This window comes from Helicobacter pylori (assembly GCF_006440215.1).
GTDB lineage: Bacteria > Campylobacterota > Campylobacteria > Campylobacterales > Helicobacteraceae > Helicobacter > Helicobacter pylori_CS.
On sequence record NZ_VEZH01000001.1, the window covers coordinates 96,236 to 112,994 of the forward strand.

The 16,759-nt window shown below is 38.7% G+C and carries 10 protein-coding genes and 3 pseudogenes; 8 read left to right on the forward strand and 5 right to left on the reverse strand.

Going from position 1 to position 16,759, the window contains the following annotated elements; translation table 11 throughout:
* Both FIM44_RS00445 and dnaA read right to left on the reverse strand, forming a co-directional pair.
* Complete coding sequence (locus tag FIM44_RS00445; protein ID WP_140578511.1) at positions 1-1,440, reverse strand: competence protein; 1,440 nt, start codon at positions 1,438-1,440, stop codon at positions 1-3.
* Between the two features lie 228 nt (positions 1,441-1,668).
* Positions 1,669-3,036: a chromosomal replication initiator protein DnaA gene (dnaA, locus tag FIM44_RS00450; protein WP_140578512.1), complete on the reverse strand. Its 1,368-nt coding sequence runs from the start codon at positions 3,034-3,036 to the stop codon at positions 1,669-1,671.
* A 152-nt stretch (positions 3,037-3,188) separates the two neighbouring features.
* On the opposite strand from dnaA, the gene FIM44_RS00455 reads away from it, so the two are divergent.
* The 6 genes from FIM44_RS00455 to aapA3 (FIM44_RS08950) all read left to right on the forward strand — a co-directional run bounded on the left by FIM44_RS00455 (position 3,189) and on the right by aapA3 (FIM44_RS08950) (position 6,982).
* The gene (locus FIM44_RS00455; RefSeq protein WP_140578514.1) at positions 3,189-3,731 is read left to right on the forward strand and encodes a nucleoside phosphorylase-I family protein; all 543 of its coding nucleotides are present in this window, start codon (positions 3,189-3,191) and stop codon (positions 3,729-3,731) included.
* Between the two features lie 42 nt (positions 3,732-3,773).
* The gene (locus FIM44_RS00460; protein WP_020973076.1) at positions 3,774-4,013 is read left to right on the forward strand and encodes a DUF2443 family protein; all 240 of its coding nucleotides are present in this window, start codon (positions 3,774-3,776) and stop codon (positions 4,011-4,013) included.
* Positions 4,014-5,807: a glutamine--fructose-6-phosphate transaminase (isomerizing) gene (glmS, locus tag FIM44_RS00465; RefSeq protein ID WP_140578516.1), complete on the forward strand. Its 1,794-nt coding sequence runs from the start codon at positions 4,014-4,016 to the stop codon at positions 5,805-5,807.
* 21 nt (positions 5,808-5,828) lie between these two features.
* Entirely contained in the window at positions 5,829-6,455 is a 627-nt protein-coding gene (gene thyX, locus FIM44_RS00470) for an FAD-dependent thymidylate synthase (RefSeq protein WP_000451923.1), read from the forward strand.
* Between the two features lie 120 nt (positions 6,456-6,575).
* The gene (aapA3, locus tag FIM44_RS08945; protein ID WP_000681134.1) at positions 6,576-6,668 is read left to right on the forward strand and encodes a type I toxin-antitoxin system toxin AapA3; all 93 of its coding nucleotides are present in this window, start codon (positions 6,576-6,578) and stop codon (positions 6,666-6,668) included.
* 221 nt (positions 6,669-6,889) lie between these two features.
* Entirely contained in the window at positions 6,890-6,982 is a 93-nt protein-coding gene (gene aapA3 / locus FIM44_RS08950) for a hypothetical protein (protein ID WP_001126950.1), read from the forward strand.
* An 80-nt stretch (positions 6,983-7,062) separates the two neighbouring features.
* Here aapA3 (FIM44_RS08950) and FIM44_RS00480 read toward each other — a convergent pair.
* Both FIM44_RS00480 and FIM44_RS00485 read right to left on the reverse strand, forming a co-directional pair.
* A pseudogene (locus FIM44_RS00480) lies at positions 7,063-7,668 on the reverse strand (restriction endonuclease subunit S); the annotation flags it as partial.
* Between the two features lie 35 nt (positions 7,669-7,703).
* Positions 7,704-10,158 (reverse strand): annotated as a pseudogene (locus tag FIM44_RS00485) (type I restriction-modification system subunit M).
* A gap of 69 nt (positions 10,159-10,227) precedes the next feature.
* Between FIM44_RS00485 and FIM44_RS00490 the strand changes: the two are divergent.
* Both FIM44_RS00490 and FIM44_RS00495 read left to right on the forward strand, forming a co-directional pair.
* A pseudogene (locus FIM44_RS00490) lies at positions 10,228-13,163 on the forward strand (type I restriction endonuclease subunit R).
* Positions 13,163-13,870 carry a YgjP family zinc-dependent metalloprotease gene (locus tag FIM44_RS00495; RefSeq protein ID WP_140578517.1) on the forward strand — a complete coding sequence of 236 codons (708 nt, stop codon included), beginning with the start codon at positions 13,163-13,165 and terminating at the stop codon, positions 13,868-13,870. Before FIM44_RS00490 ends, FIM44_RS00495 begins: the two are co-directional and overlap by 1 nt.
* 89 nt (positions 13,871-13,959) lie before the next feature.
* On the opposite strand, the gene FIM44_RS00500 is transcribed toward FIM44_RS00495, so the two are convergent.
* Positions 13,960-16,485: a TonB-dependent receptor family protein gene (locus tag FIM44_RS00500; protein WP_194148664.1), complete on the reverse strand. Its 2,526-nt coding sequence runs from the start codon at positions 16,483-16,485 to the stop codon at positions 13,960-13,962.
* Between the last annotated feature and the right edge of the window lie 274 nt (positions 16,486-16,759).

The following is a 16,759-nucleotide window of genomic DNA, read 5'->3' on the forward strand; positions in this document are numbered from 1 at the left end:
TTAAACTTCATTGAATAAATAATTCCCCTTTTTGACACACACAACACGAGAGTTTTCAATACTCAAAGGCGTGCTTTTGGCTCGTGGTTGCTCTTCTATTTCTAAAACCATGCACACCCCTTCTTTAAAGCGCACATGGTTTTTAACCCATTCTTTGTATTCACTGCTTTCTTTGACTATATCGTTCAAATAATGCCCCTCATACACTTCCACAAATTCCATGAATTTTTCATTCAAATTCAATTCGTTGTGCGTTATTTCGCTTTTTCGTGTGGAAGAATAAGCCAATTCGCTGGTTTCATAGAAAGTCGGCTCTACTTGATCGTCTTGTTTTGGGCGCTCATAAATGGCTTTCACTAATTGCGTGGTGATTTCATACTCACTTTCCCACGCTTGTTTTAAAGGCTCTTCTATTAGATAGCATTGCCTAGTCGTGCCGTCTTTTCGCGCTCTAGCCCTTTTGCATTTTTCCGTAGAGCTTCTGGCTTGAAGAATCGTAAAATTGTTTTTAGCTTCAAAAGTTTGCGGCTCTTCTAAAGGCTCTGTTTTATGAACAGAAATTTTAGTGTAGGGGGTAGTGATTTTACCGCTTTTATTTTCAGCGTGGCTGTAATCGCAAGGGGTAATGTCTGTTGCAGTCTGTTTGTCTTCATCAACGCGTTTTAAAATGCTTGGGCGGTAAGCTTGTAAATTTTCATCGTCATAGACCCACTTCCCGCATGCAAATTCTTTGATATTGGGATCTTTAATGGCTTGTTTTTCCACATTATCTTTATTCTCATTGCTTTCATTATTTTCATCAATATCAGCGTTAGAGGTGTTGTTAGGGAGTGTTTTTTCAGTGGGTGGCACTACAAAGAGGTTGTTTTCTTGATCTTCTGAAGAATGCTTTAAAGGGGGTTTAGTGTCGTTTGTTGGCGTTTTAACTTCATTAGCGGAGCTTGTTTTGCTAGGAGTTGCTAAAGGCTGCAAAAGGCTGTTTTTAGAGTTTTTAGAGCCTAGTTTGGGCTCTGGGTAAGAAAAGTTTTGAGAAGATTGTTGTGATGAATGGGGCTTGTTTTGTGGTTTTTGCATGGGCACGTTTAAAGAAGGCATTTGGTGCGGGTGCGACTCTTTCAATTCTTTTGAAGAAAAAACAATCTGGGTGTTTCTAGGGATAGTAGGGCGGTTGGGGTTTAAGGTCGTTTCTAAAGAAAGTTTTTCATCAAGGGGTTGATAGACAATTGCGGTGGATATGTGAGTGATTGTGAGCGTGAGTTTTTTGTGTGGGGAGATATTATAAACGCCTAAAACTTGTCTTGGTTCTTTAGAATCAAGGACTTTAGCCTTAAAAGTGCCTTTATGCGGCGAGGTTTTGATTTCTTCTAAAAGCTCGATCATAAGGGCTTGAAGAGGGTTAGAGAAAGTCAGAAAGAAAGACAGACAAAGGGTTTTTTTCATGTTGATTCCTTTTTATTTTGGATTTTTGGATTATATCTTAAAAAAAGGTTTAGTAAAAGTTATCAATAAGTTATAGATAGGTAACATTTTGATTAATAATAATTAGTAACAGTAGTAGGGGCGTGAATGAATGGAATGAAAAATTAAAAAGCTTTAGAGGTGCACATTTTTAAGGGGGTTGTGGGATTTGAAAAAAAGTGAATGAAACGCTTTTTGATAAGCCTTTTTTCATTCACTTGAATTGAAAGCGGTTTTTTTGTCGTTCAATTCGGTCAGGCGGTTTTTGATTTCTTCTCTAAGGCTTAAGACAAAAGGGCTTTTTTCTTCTTCAAGCATTTTTTTAACGCTAGAATACATTTTAGAAATGCTTGAATGATCCTTTAAATCCAAAAATTGAGCGAGCGAGAGCGTGGGGTTAGGGGTATAAAGCCTGGCGAAATACACGACTAATTTTCTCGCTAGAGCGACATTTTTTTGGCGTGAAGAGACCTTGATTTCACTGGATTTGAGATTTAAGCTTTGTGCAACAGCGAGCAAGATATTTTCTAAGCTTGAGCCTTCAGCATGATCTTTTTGCAAATCTTCTAAAACGGTTTTAGCGAGATTCAAATCAATGGTGGCGTTCATTAAGTTCGCGTTCACGCTGATTTTAATGATCGCGCCTTCCATTTGGCGGATATTGTCGCTGATGTGTTGGGCGATGTATTCCATCACTTCTTCAGGCAAGGTGATTTTATTGAGCTGGCATTTTTGTTTGACAATGGAAAGTTTGGTTTCTAAATCAGGGGGCATGACTTTAGCGGTTATCCCCCATTCAAAGCGCGATTTTAAGCGATCTTCTAAGCCGGCGATGTTTTTAGGCGATCGGTCTGAAATCAATACGATTTGTTTGCTGTTAGCGTGCAATTCGTTAAAAGTGTGGAAAAATTCTTCTTCTAGCTTGGGCTTTCCTTGCAAAAATTGAGCGTCATCTAACAAGAAAAAGTCGCAATGGCGGTATTTTTTTTTAAAAGAATCCATGGTTTTGTTGTCTAAATGCTTTAAAAAGTCTGTCAAAAAATCTTCTGAAGTGACTAACACGACTTTTTTATGCTTTTCTAGGGCATGGTTACCGATAGCGTTTAAAATGTGCGTTTTGCCTAACCCTGTGCCACCATAAAAAAGCACTGGGTTATAAGGGGGGGTATCGCTCTGGGCGACTTTTTTAGCGATTTCATAAACGGTGTTATTGCATGAGCCTACGACAAAATTTTCAAAAGTGTAAGAGTCTTTGACGCTCGTCTTTATGGCTTTGTAATTGATATTAGCTTGGGCGCTAATTTGGATTTTAGGCGCTATTTCAATACGCACATCCACGCTATGGGCTAAATGCATGCCGACTTTATTCTGGCTTAAAATTTCTTTAAGCAACGCGCCGTATTTAGCCGTAATCGTGGTGCATAAGACTTGGTTGGGGGCATAAAAAAAGGCAATATCGCTCTTGCTCGCGTTAGGGTTGTATTTGAGTTGGCTAAAGTAATTTTCATATTCTATGAGACTAACTTTTTGTTTGACAAGTGCTAAGATTTCTTTTTCAATATTGTTGTTGGTATCCATGGCGTTATTATAGCGTGAATAAGTTGTGAATGAAAAAGGAATAACATGTGAATGAAATGTGAATGAAGCCTTAAAATTAAGGTGTTTCTTTTAAGGGTTTGTCTATAATGCTTGCTTTATAATAAGCTAATGGATGCGAAAAAAGGATTTTCATGCTGCTTTGCGCGGGAAGGAATGAGACTTTAAAAAAAGCGGTGCCTATTGGTGTGGGCTTGATAGAGAGCGCGATTCATTTAACGAGAATGTGTTTAAAAAACCCTGATACAGAAAGCCTTATTTTTATAGGGAGCGCGGGGAGTTATAGCCCAGAAATTGAGCTTTTAAGCGTGTTTGAAAGCGTTTGCGGCTATCAAGTTGAAGAGAGTTTTAGCCATTTAAACAGCTACACGCCTTTGGATAATTCCATTCAAATAGAAACTGAAGAGGAAGCTCTTTTTGAAAGGGTGGGCGTGAATAGCAGTAACTACATCCACACCGGCGAAATGTTTGCTAAAAAAATGGTTCAAAAAGGCGTTTTATTAGAAAACATGGAGTTTTTTAGCGTTTTAAGCGTGGCTAAAATTTTTTCTTTAAAGGCTAAAGGGATTTTTTGCGTGAGTAACCATGTGTGGCTTAACGCGCATAAGGAATTTAAAGAAAACCACGCCAAAGTCAAACAGATTTTAGAAAACATCATTGATAGTTTAATAATTTAATAGTTTAGCTATCATGGAGCATTCTAAATTAAAGGCGGTTGAATGTTTGAAAAAATGCGCAAGATTTTAGCGGAGATTGAAGATTCGCAAAATGAAATTGAAATGCTTTTAAAATTAGCGAATTTGAGTTTGGGGGATTTTATTGAGATTAAAAGAGGGAGCATGGACATGCCAAAGAGCGTGAATGAAGCGTTTTTTACGCAATTAAGCGAAGAAGTGGAGCGCCTAAAGGAGCTTATCAACGCTTTAAACAAGATCAAAAAAGGGTTATTGGTGTTTTAAATGTGCGGGATTGTAGGTTATATAGGGAATAGCGAGAAAAAATCTATTCTTTTAGAGGGCTTGAAAGAATTGGAATACAGAGGTTATGACAGCACTGGTTTAGCCATATTGAGCAATGATTGTTTGGAAGTGTTTAAAACTCAAGGGAAATTAGAAAACCTTAGATCAGAGCTTAAAGATAAGGAGTTTTTGGATTTTGGCGTGAGTATCGCTCACACGAGATGGGCAACGCATGGGAAGCCAAACAGCGTGAACGCTCACCCGCATTTTACAGAAAATTTAGCTTTAGTGCATAACGGGATCATTGAAAATTATGCGAGTTTGAAAAAAGAATTAGAAAATAAAGGGCATGCGTTTTTAAGCCAAACGGACACGGAAGTGATTGCGCATTTGTTAGAAGAAACGCTTAAAAGCGAGGGCGATTTATTGAAAGCCTTTGAAAAAAGCATCAGCCTTTTAAAAGGGAGTTATGCGATTTTAATGCTCCATAAAAGGGCTAAAGAGAGCTTGTTTTACGCTAAATCTTCTTCGCCTTTAATCGTTGGTAAGGGCAAAGAGGGGGTGTTTTTTGCGTCCAGTTTGAGCGTGTTGGCCCCTAAAGTGGATCAATTTGTCATTTTAGAAGAAAACAGCGTGGGGCAGATTTCTTTAGAAAATTTTAAAGATTTAAAACACATTGAAAACATGAAAGATTACGCTTTTGAAAATAAGGATTATTCTAAAGGCAATTTTAGGAATTATTTAGAAAAAGAAATTTATGAGCAGCACAGCAGTTTGTTAGAGTGTTTAGAGGGGCGCTTGGAAGCCTTGAATGTGTATTGCGAGATCGATCCTGAATTTTTAGAAAACGTGAGCGAAATCACGCTGTGTTCTTGCGGGAGCAGTTACCATGCGAGTTTGGCGAGCGTGTATTTGTTTGAAAGATTAGCCAAAATAAGAGCGAGGGCCATTTTAGCGAGCGAATACCGCTACGCCCATTTTAAAAGCAACCCTAACGAGCTTTTTATAGCGATTTCTCAAAGCGGCGAAACCGCTGACACTTTAGAGGCTTTAAAATTAGCCAAAGCCCAAGGGCTTAAAACCATTAGCTTGTGTAACGCTCCTTTTAGCATGATGAGCCGCATTAGCGATCATGTGCTTTTGATCAGAGCGGGGGTAGAGCGCAGCGTAGCATCCACTAAGGCGTTTTCTTCGCAAGTGATGCTTTTATGGCTTTTGAGCGTGTATCTAGGCAAACAGCTAGGGACCATCTCTAAAGAAGAAGAAAGAATCCAGGCTAAAAACATGCTCAATAGCGTGAATGCGATGAAAGTAGAGCCTAAATTGCATGAAAAAATCAAGCGCCTATCCAAACGCTACTTGCATGGGCATGGCTTTTTTTATATCGGGCGCGATGTGTTTTACCCGCTCGCTTTAGAAGGAGCGTTAAAACTTAAAGAAATCAGCTACTTGCACGCTGAGGGGTATGCAAGCGCGGAGATGAAACATGGGCCTATTGCGTTGGTGGATTCTAATCTTTTTACCATTGCTCTATTGTCTAAGCACTTGTTATTTGATAAAACCAAAAGCAATATTGAAGAATTGAGCGCTAGGGATTCTACGATTTGCGTGTTAAGCTCTGAAATTTTAGAGATCGCTGATGATTTTATCCAATTAGAAGAGAGCGAAAGCTACATGGAAGAATTTTTCCGCATGAATTTAGCGGTGCAGCTTTTAGCCTTAGAAATCGCTATGCGTTTGAATCATGATGTGGATCACCCAAGAAACTTAGCTAAAAGCGTTACCGTGGAATAAAAAGCGATTAGGAGTCAAATAATGGAAGTGATTTGTAAGCACTATACCCCTTTAGACATTGCGAGCCAAGCGATCCGCACTTGCTGGCAGAGTTTTGAATACAGCGATGATGGAGGCTGTAAGGATAAGGAACTCATCCACAGGGTGGGGAATATTTTTAGGCATTCTTCCACTTTAGAGCATCTTTATTACAATTTTGAAATCAAGGGCTTGAGTAGGGGGGCGTTGCAAGAATTGAGCCGGCATCGAATAGCGAGCTTGAGCGTGAAATCAAGCCGTTACACTTTAAGGGAATTGAAAGAAGTGGAGAGCTTTTTACCCCTTAATGAAACGAATTTAGAAAGAGCCAAAGAGTTTTTAGTGTTCGTGGATAATGAAAAAGTGAATGCAATGAGCGTTTTGGCTTTAGAAAATCTAAGGGTTTTATTGAGCGAGCATAACATTAAAAACGATTTAGCCAAATACGCCATGCCTGAAAGCTATAAAACGCATTTAGCCTATAGCATTAACGCTAGGAGCTTGCAAAATTTATTGACTTTAAGAAGCAGCAATAAAGCCTTAAAAGAAATGCAAGATTTAGCCAAAGCCTTATTTGACGCTTTACCTGGCGAGCATCAGTATTTGTTTGAAGATTGTTTGAAGCACTAGATTTAAAAACGCCTTGTTTTAGCGTTTGACTAGATGAAGTTTTAAGGGGGTTTGTTGTAGGATTTCATCACGCCCCATAAGTGGCTTTATGGGGCAGACCAACATTGTAAGGAGCATGCCATGAAACACAAAAGTGGCAAACGCTCTTGGAAAACATTATACTTTGAGTTTGCTTTTTTGGGGCTTAAAGTGATCGTTTCTGTGAAACGCTGATTTTCTAAGAGCGTTCCCTTAAGTTTAAAAGCTTAGGGATTTCCTTTTCAAGCGGGTTTGTCCTTGACTTTTGGGGCGTTTTATTTTTTTATTTTTTCATTCACATTTTTTAATTTTGTTTTTAGCGTTTGACTAGATGAAGTTTTAAGGGGGTTTGTTGTAGGATTTCACCACGCCCCATAGTTGCAATATGGGGCAAACTTCCTTAAAAGGAGCATGTTATGCCTAAGACACATAACAAACGCTCTTGGAAAACATTATACTTTGAGTTTGCTTTTTTAGGGCTTAAAGTGATCGTTTCTGTGAAACGCTGATTTTCTAAGAGCGTTCCCTTAAGCTTTTAAGCTTAAGGGTTTCCTTTATAAGCGGGTTTGTCCTTGACTTTTGGGGCGTTTTATTTGTTTAAAACCCTGATTTTAGCGCTCATTAAATCGTGGTTTAAAGCTTTTTTGATGTTTTCAAATTGGCGTTTTTTGTTTTTAAGGCTAATGATTTCATGATCCAAACCGCTTAAAACATTAGCGATAGCGATTTGTTCGTTTAGGGGAGGTAAAAAAAGGCAAACATTATTAAAACCACTCTTTGATAAATTGTATCGTGTTGAACCTTGTGCTAAATTTTCAAAAGCTTTTCTGCCTATTTCGCTATTAATTAAGTATGATAAAAACAAGCCATCAACTGCCTTGTCAAATATTCTAAAACCAAAACAAAAACTATTCAAAAAAACTTGGTCTATATCATCTAACAGCACGGCACACATGCCTACTTCTTTTGGAGTTTCTGAAGAAGTATTAAAAAATAAATCATATTTTTTAAAGGAATTTTGTTTTTCATTTGGGTATATTTTTACATTTTCTAGTATAGAAGTATCTATTATAACATTATTTAAAACATTCAAAAATGTAATATATTTAGCATTGCCATTGATAAAATCTTGCTTTGTTTTTCCTACTAATCCACTTATAGTTATTCCTATATCCCCAAGCCTCACTCTTTGCCAATTTGAGGGCGTTGTTAATGCGTCCATGCGTTCTGTCACCCCATTAACCCCAAATCTTTCAAATGCTCTAAAACTTTTGATTCGCTCTCTTTGACTTCTTTGTCTAGTTCTAGCAAGCTGTTAGAATAGCTTGAAATGATTCCATTAAGGGCGCTAGTAAAAGCGTTGATGCGTTTTTGGATCTTGTTTTCTAGGGCGTTTTTTAGGCTGTTAAGCCATTTGTCTTTGATGATGAGATCCTTAATTTCATTGATTTCAAGGTTTTTATACTGGTGGAACGCTTTTAATTCCAGCTCCTCATAAGCTTTATTTTTCATTTTTAGCGCCTTGTTTTTAGCTTCTAGCAATGCTAAAGCAGTTTTTAGGATTTGTTTATCTTCTGAATCGGTGGCGTTTTTTAGCTCTTTTTTCAAAACGCTTTCATTGATTTTCAATCCATCAAAAAGCCCCTCTTCATTAGAATGCTCTTCTATAAATTCATCTAAAAGGGTCTCTTTTTCATTAAGGGCGTTTTCTAATTGTTCTAATTCTTTCGCTTCTTTTTCAAAAAAGCGTTGTTTGATCAAATGTTTAGGGATTAGATCGCTTTTGTAGTAGGTTTTTTGAATGATAAAATCCGGCTCCTCCAAATAATTGGCTTTTTTGTTTTTGTCTTTTAGGGGGTTTAATTTTCTCAATTCTTTAGCGCTTATAAAGCCATTGAATGAAAGAAGAAACCAGTCGTCTTGCAAAACTTCGTTGTAGTAATCTTTAAAGAGCTGATACACGCCGTATCTGTCTAAAATTTCCACTTTTTCAAATTCGTATAAAACCTTTGAACAAACGCTCTCTATGAGGGTTTTTGGGTTAAAACCTGGCTCTAAATCATTAAAAGTTTCAAATAAATCCAATCGGTCAAAAGCACTCAAAACAGAAGCGTGGAAGGTTTGGTATTCTGAGCTTTGAATGATTAATTCTTTAATGTTTTCGCATTCTGTTTTTAAAGCGTAATAACCCTCTTTATCGCTCTTTTTAAAAAGCGTGTTTTTAAGCTCTTTAAACGCTTAGAAAATAAGGGTCGTAGGCTTTTATTTCGTTTTTGGGCAAATAACTGGCCTTGTGGCTGTTGATTAAAGCGAACAAGTCTTTTTCTGATTCTTGCTTGGCGGCAATGTAGCGCGCGATATTCAAGTTATAGTCGTTAGTGCTGATTTCTTCTAGGCTTACCATTTTGGAATAATAAGGGATTTCTTTTAAAGCGTTAAAAGTGTCTATCATTTTTTGGACATCTTGATCCCTTAAGCGGTTTTTATTGCCGTCTTTTTTAAAATCCTTGCTCGCATCAATCATAAAAACGCCTTTTCTGGCATGCGCGTTTTCTTTGTCTAAAACAATCACGCATGCAGGAATGGAAGTGCCATAAAAAAGGTTAGGGGCTAGGCCTATCACGCCTTTAATATAGCCTTTTGTTAAAAGATTTTTTCTAATTACGCCCTCAGCATTCCCCCTAAATAGCACCCCATGGGGTAAAATCACTGCCCCTTTGCCTGTGTTTTTTAGGGATTTGATGATGTGGAGCAAAAAAGCGAAATCGCCATTTTTTTCAGGGGGCGTGCCGTCTTCAAAACGATTGAAATTATCATTAATGACTTGCTTGCTTTTAGGGTCTATGCTCAGCCCGTCAGTCCAATTTTTCAAGCTAAAGGGAGGGTTAGCCACAACATAGTCAAAGGTTTTTAGCATGCCATTTTCAGTAGTAAAAAGGGGGTTAGAAAGGGTGCTAGAACCCCCTTTAGCAATATCAGCATCAGCGCTATTGTGTAAAATCATATTCATTTTACAAAGGGCTGTTGTGGAAATGTCTTTTTCTTGACCATAGATAGTTAAGCCGTTTTTGCCGGCCAAGCTAGAAGCTTTTAGTAATAACGAACCGCTCCCGCAAGTGGGATCATAGATGCTTTTATCCTGTCTGGTGTTTTCATCAATAACAAGCAAAAGGGATAACAAAAGCGAAACTTCGCTAGGGGTGTAAAACTGCCCTTTGGATTTACCGGATTCGCTGGCGAAATGGCGCATTAAATATTCGTAAGCGTCGCCTAGTAAATCATCGTCTAAAGCCCCATGCGCGCCCAAACTCAAATCCGCAAAGATTTTAACCAGATTAGAAAGGGTGTCTATCATCGCTTTACCCTCTCCTAGCTTAGTGTTATCGTTAAAATCTACGCTGTCAATCACGCCTTTTAAGTCGTTTCGCTCTGCGATCTTGGCGATGATTTTATTGAGCTTGTCGCCTATTTCCTTATCGCCCTCTAAAGCGAGAATGTCTTCATAAAAACACCCTTGTGGCACTTCTATTTCGCTAAAGTTATTGTTTCTGGCTTTATCGCTGATGTATTTTAAAAAAAGCAGGTTCAAAACATAGTTTTTATACTCGCTCGCATCCATTCCGCCCCTCAAACTATCCGCTCCAGCCCATAAAGAGCTATACAATTCGCTTTTTTTGATCGCCATTTTAACCGCCCTATTTTGTTTTTAGGATTATAATATAAAGCGATAAAAAGCGTTCTTAGGGGGTTTATGATGAAAACAGAAAAAGAAGTTCAAAAACAAGTCATAGAAACTTTTAAAGCATGGGCTATGCGTATTTAGGGGATTTAACAAAGAGCGATAATGAAAACATTAATAAAGAAAGCTTGAAAGCATGGCTAGTTAAAAATCAAAAAATCAATGATGAAAGGTGGCATAAAATTGAGCAGAAAATCCATAACGCTTTAAAAAACGATTTATACGAAGCGAATCAAAAATTTTACGAGCTTTTAATTTATGGCGTGAACACTAAAATAAGCCAGAATGAACCATATCAAACGACTTGGCTTATTGATTGGAAAGATGTTTCTAAAAATGAATTTAGCGTGGCTGAAGAAGTGAGCGTTAAAGGGCCAAACACAAAACGGCCGGATGTGGTGCTTTATGTTAATGGGATTGCTTTAGGGGTGCTAGAATTGAAAAAATCCAGCGTGAGCGTAGAAAGCGGTATCAGGCAAAATTTAGACAACCAAAAGAAAGAATTTATTAGAGATTTTTTTAAAACGATCCAATTGGTTATGGCGGGCAATGAAAGTCAAGGGCTAAGGTATGGCGTCATAGAGACTGAAGAAAAATACTACCTTTCTTGGAAAGAAGAGGGCGTTTTAAAAAATTTGTTTGAGACGATTGAACGCTTTTTAAAAAAAGAAAGGTTTTTAGAATTTATCCATGATTTTTTGATTTTTGATAAGGGGCAAAAGAAATGCGCCAGGTTCCATCAGTATTTTGCAATTAAAAAAACGCAAGAATTTATCAAAAGAAAAGAAGGGGGGATTATCTGGCACACGCAAGGCAGCGGTAAGAGCCTTACTATGGTGTGGCTTACTAAATGGCTAAGAAGAAATACCACACAAGCGAGGATTTTAATCGTTACAGACAGGAGGGAATTAGACGCTCAAATTCAAGGCGTGTTTGAAGGAATAGGCGAGAAGATTTATCGCGCAGACAGCAAGAAGGATTTATTGAGTGCGCTGTTTGAAAATAAGGAATTTTTGGTTGGAGCGCTTGTCCATAAATTTGATGACAATGACTTAGAAGATCTTAAAAAACAACCTGTTTTAAAAGAATGGGTTGTTTTAGTGGATGAATGCCACAGAACCCAAAGCGGCAAATTGCACAAAGCCATGAAAAGCCTGCTCCCTAATGCGATTTTTATAGCCTTTAGCGGCACGCCTTTGTTGAAACAAGATAAAAAGACAAGCCAGGAAGTGTTTGGGGATTATATCCATTGCTATAAATTTAATGAAGCCAGGAGCGTGAATCAATATGTCAGTAGCCCTGAAAAGCTGGACGAATATTTTGAATTAAAAACCCAAAACTTGAATGATGCGGCTAAAACAGAGCTTAAAAAGAAATGGGTTAATTTGCAAAAAGTTTTTTCCACTAAAAACAGATTGGAACACATTGTGCAAGATATTGTATTGGATATGGCAAAACTCCCAAGATTAAGCAATGGAAAAGGGAATGCCATGCTGGTGGCTGAAAGCGTGTATAACGCATGCCGGTATTTTGAACTCTTTTTAGAAACAGAATTAAAGGATAAGGTGGCTGTGATCACAAGCTATGAACCCAATATCGCTGATCTTAAAGATTGCGGGAGCGATGAGAGCGAAGAGAGTTACAAATACCGCGCTTATTGCAAAATGTTGCAAAACTTTTTTGATGAAAAAGATGAGAAAAAAGCCCTTAATAAAATCAAAGAGTTTGGAGAAGAAGTTAAAAAGCGTTTCATTAATGAGCCTGCTAGAATGAAGCTATTGATCGTGGTGGATAAGCTATTGACCGGTTTTGATGCGCCAAGCCTCACTTATTTATACATTGATCAGAAAATGAAAGATCATAAGCTTTTTCAAGCGGTGTGCAGGGTGAACAGGCTGGATGGTGAAGATAAGGATTTTGGCTGCATCATAGACTATAGCGATTTGTTTGATAGCTTGCAAGAAGCGCACAGCGATTACACTAATGGGGCGTTTGAAAACTATGAAAGAGAAGACATTCAAGGGCTTATCTCTGACAAAGCTCAAAAGATTAAGAAAAAATTAGAAGAAACTAGAGATCAGTTGAAATCGCTTTGCGAAGGCGTGAAAGAGCCAAAAGATGAAATGGATTATATCGCTTATTTTTGCGGGAGCGATTTAGAAAAAAACGCTCAAAAAAGGCGGTTGTTTTATCAGCTTGTTGGCGCGTTTTTAAGAATGTTTGTGGAATTGAACCATTTAGAAAAGCCCGTTTATTCTAAAGAAGAAATGCAAAAAATCAAACAAGAAGCGGAATTTTATAGGCATTTACAAAAAGCGGTTAGCTTAAATAGTGGGGATAGCGTGGATTTAAAAAGCTATAGCGAAGACATGCGCCGGATCTTGGACGCTTACATTAAAGCCACGGATAGCGAGACGCTAATCAAAATAGAAGATCAAGGGCTGTGCGAAGTTTTAGCCCAAATGAATGTTAATGATTTTAATAAGGCGTTATCTCAGGTATTCAAAAATGAAAGCTCTATGGCAGAAAGCATCGCTAACAACACTAAAAAACGCATTATAGAAAAAGAAGCGAGCGATCCTAAGTATTACGAAAAATTATCTTCGCTTTTAAACGATTTGATTCTCCAGTTTAGAGAAAAGAAATTAACCTATTTAGAATACTTGCAACAAATCCACGACTTAGCCAAAAAAGTTATTGATAAAGAAGATAGAAATTACCCTAAAAAGATCAACACTAACGCTTTAAAAACCCTCTATGATAATTTAGATGAAAATGAAGCCTTAGCCCTAGAAACAGACGCATGCATAAGGGGTAATAAAAAAGATGGTTGGGTGGGGCATCATCAAAAAGAAAAAAACCTTAAAATTGCTTTAAGAAAAATCATAAACGATGAGGGTTTGTTAGAAAATATTTTTAATTTAGCCAAACACATAGAAGAGTATCGTTAATGAACGCTTATTGTTTGACTTTAGACGATACCAACATCGCTATAGAAAAAAAGGATATTAAGCATTTACACATTAGCGTTTGCCCGCCTGATGGCTCTGTGCGTGTGTCTTGCCCCCTAGCTTTAAACGATGAGAGCCTTAGGCTTTCTTTGATTAAAAGACTCCCTTGGATAAAAGAACAGCAACAAAATTTTTTAAACCAAAACAGACAAAGCCAAAGAGGAATGCTAGAGAGAGAAAGCCATTATCTTTTTGGAAAACGCTATTTGTTAAAGATTGAACACACTATAAAAAAACACTTCGTTCTCCAAAGCCCTAAATATTTAATCTTGCATGTCCATCAAAAAACAAGCTTGGAAAAGCGCTTAAAAGTGTTGGAAAGCTATTACAGGCAAGTTTTAAGGGAAAAAATACAAACCTATATCAACCAGTATGAAAAGATTTTAAACGAAAGCATACAAGGCTTTAAAATCCAAAAAATGAAACGGATATGGGGGAGTTGCAACGCAACTAAACGCACCTTGCTTTTTAATTTGGAATTGGCTAAAGTGCCTAGAAAGGGCATTGAATATGTGGTCGTGCATGAATTATTGCATTTAAAAGCGCACCACCATAACGAATATTTTAAGGATTTGCTGAGTTTGTATTTGCCTAATTGGCAAAGGGCTAAGGCTAGTCTCAAAGAGACTTATTTGGAATATTCTTAAATGAATGTTTCATCATTTCAATAAAATCGCTAATCGGCTCATTTGAGCGGCTCATCACAACGCAATAATCCCCCTCCTTTTTAAAGCTTTTAGAAAGTGTAGTTCAAATACGCTGTAACTGACCTTCCAGGTCCAGGTTGCAAGCCTGCAGGGCTAGAGCCAATCCCTGTAAAATAATACTTCATGTTGAAGATGTTATTGATTTGCAAACTTCCTGTAACTCTGTGTCTCCCGTTTTCCCAGAAAATTTGGCTCACTTGGATATTCCACACCCAATACCAAGGCAAGAGCCCTTCATGTTGGGTCATGCACCAAGCTTCGCATTGATAACCGCTATTAAGAACGCTTTCATAGTTGTTCCCCCCACTATAATATTGCATCCCATAATAGCCTCCTGCTGCGCTGTTGCTGATCCCGCTATAAGCGCGGCTATAAAAATAGCTAGAAATACCAATGGTGGTTTTATGCCAATTGTAACGAGCGTCAAAAATGAATTGGAAAGGGCTTACAAAAGGGAAATGCTTGTTATAGCTAGTCCCTTTTAATACATCCCCGTTCAAGTCGGTTAAAGGGCCATGGCTGGTTACACGAGTGTCAATATAGTTGAAAGCGGCATGGAATTGCAACCCTCTAATAGGCCTGTAATACAATTCTAGCTCCACGCCTTGAGAATAGCCATTAATGGGGCGCACATTACCTTTCATAGGGCCGCTTGTATAGACTGAATACTGCCCGGTGGCAAAATCGCGCGCCCAAATCCTAAAGTAATCCGCATTAAAGCTAAACTTATCCTTATAGCTGTAGCGCGCTCCTGCTTCCACAGTGTCAAAGTGTTGGGTAAAATACTCCGCTCCTCCATAGCTCAAAACGTCTAATTGAGGCGGGACAAAAGAGCGTTGGTAGTTGAAGTAGGTCAGCACATTGTGATCGCCTTGCACAGGGATAAAGCCAATGTTGGTTGAGGGCATCCAATTGTTCATGTGCTTGATTTTTCTTAAATCCTTCTCAGGGATTTGCATCCAGTTAGCCGCATTTTCGTTGTTGTATTGCACAAAAGCGTAGCGCAAACCAGGCACAATAAAAAAGCGCCCATCCCAAGCTTCAATGCGATCGCTCAAATAAACCGCTGTGTAATTGTTGCGCCAGTTATTCCAGTTTCTATAAACGCCATGCTTGATGTGGGGTTTCCAACCGCTCATCACATTAGCGCCCTCACACAAGAATCCTGCCCCCTCACCGCTCGTTTTGGTGGCGCATTCATTGGTGTTTAAGTATTGGCGCTGTAAAAAAGTGGTGGTCATGAAACGCAAGCCCATGATAAAGGTTTGCTTGACTTTCCCGGTATTGACGATCAAATTCACTTTAGGCTCAAAAGCGTTGTTAATGGAACGCACAGGGTTTTCTACTTCTGCCCAGCCATTGTAATTGGTGGCATAATAAGGCACAGCCAAGTTATACCCTGCCGGAAGTCCTGCCGCCCTGCATGCCGCTTCGCTAAAACAAGTAACCATGTTAGCGCTATTGTAGCTAGAGCTCACTTGAAAGTCCCTAGTCATCAACTGCCCATAGTAGGTGAAGCTGAAAGTCCCGCCCACTCTGTCTAAATCCCCGAAGCGGTTTTCATACACAGCCCCAAAGCGTTGGGAGCGCCCGCCTTTTTGGTTGAAGGGGCGTAAATTAGCGAAGCGGTTTATCTTGTAATCTTGCTCGCTGAGTGATCCCGGTTGGGCGATAGCAAAATCGTAGTATTGGTAATAGGCTTTAATCCCGTTGTTTTCGTTGATGTCATAGACCCCATCCAGCCAATAGTTTGAAATATTAGAGGGGCTATTGTCCCTAAAGCCTTGTCCTCTAACCCAGTTAGCTTGCGCTTGGATACCCACATGCTTATTGATCATCCCTCCGCTCCTCACATAAGTGTTATAGAGGAGGTTGTTGCCTAAAGACTTGATAAAAGAAGGATCGCCGGTTTTATCAGGGGGAGCGGCAAACCCGGCGTTTCTAGCCTTAGCCCAATAAGTGATCCTTTCAGCCGCTTGGTTTTCCCATTGAGTAGGGATAGGCTTAGTGATGATATTGACAATACCCCCATAAGTGTTAGGCCCGTATTGCACGCTGCCCCCACCTTTAATCACATCAATGCGATCAATGGCTTGAAAGGTAACGGGGAAAATGTCTAGCTCAATGTGAGCGTAGGGGGCCATATAAACAGGAATACCATTAACCAACATAAGCGTCGCATCGCTATGCCCTGAACCCCCAGCTCCAAAGCCACGGATTTGGATAGTAGGCATAGCCCCTACGCCTGTCGCATTCCTAATTTGCAGACCGGGGACATTCTGTAAAGCTTCTTCAATGCTTTGGTTGGCTTGTTGGGTGAGCGCTTTATTAGAGATCACCGTGCGGCTTCCTGTGTATTTTTTCACTTCTTCATCTTGCCAACTCTTAGGCGCGGTAATCCCGCTATAACCCAAATTGACCTGCCCAGAATAATCAGATCTATCCTTTTTCCCGGAAGTAGAAACCTTGCCCAAAGTGTAATCTTTTTCCTTAGCGAACAAAGACTCTTGGCAAATCAAACTAGCAGTTAAAGCCAACAGAACTTTTTTATGCAACACCAACTCCTTATGTTTTGAGAGATTAAAAAATGGTTTAAATTTTTTAAGTAAAATCGCACCAATGACAAACGCCTATTAAGTAATAAAAACAAAAAAAACTTAATAATGTGCAGAATTTTATCATAAAATTCTTAAAATTTTATTAATCCCATGAAAATCTTTTTTTTTTTTTTTGATTTTGCTGATTTTGCTCAATCTCTAGTAAAAATCCCCCTTTTTGACACGCAACGAGCTTGCATGCGTTCTCAAAACACACAAGACATTTTGACGC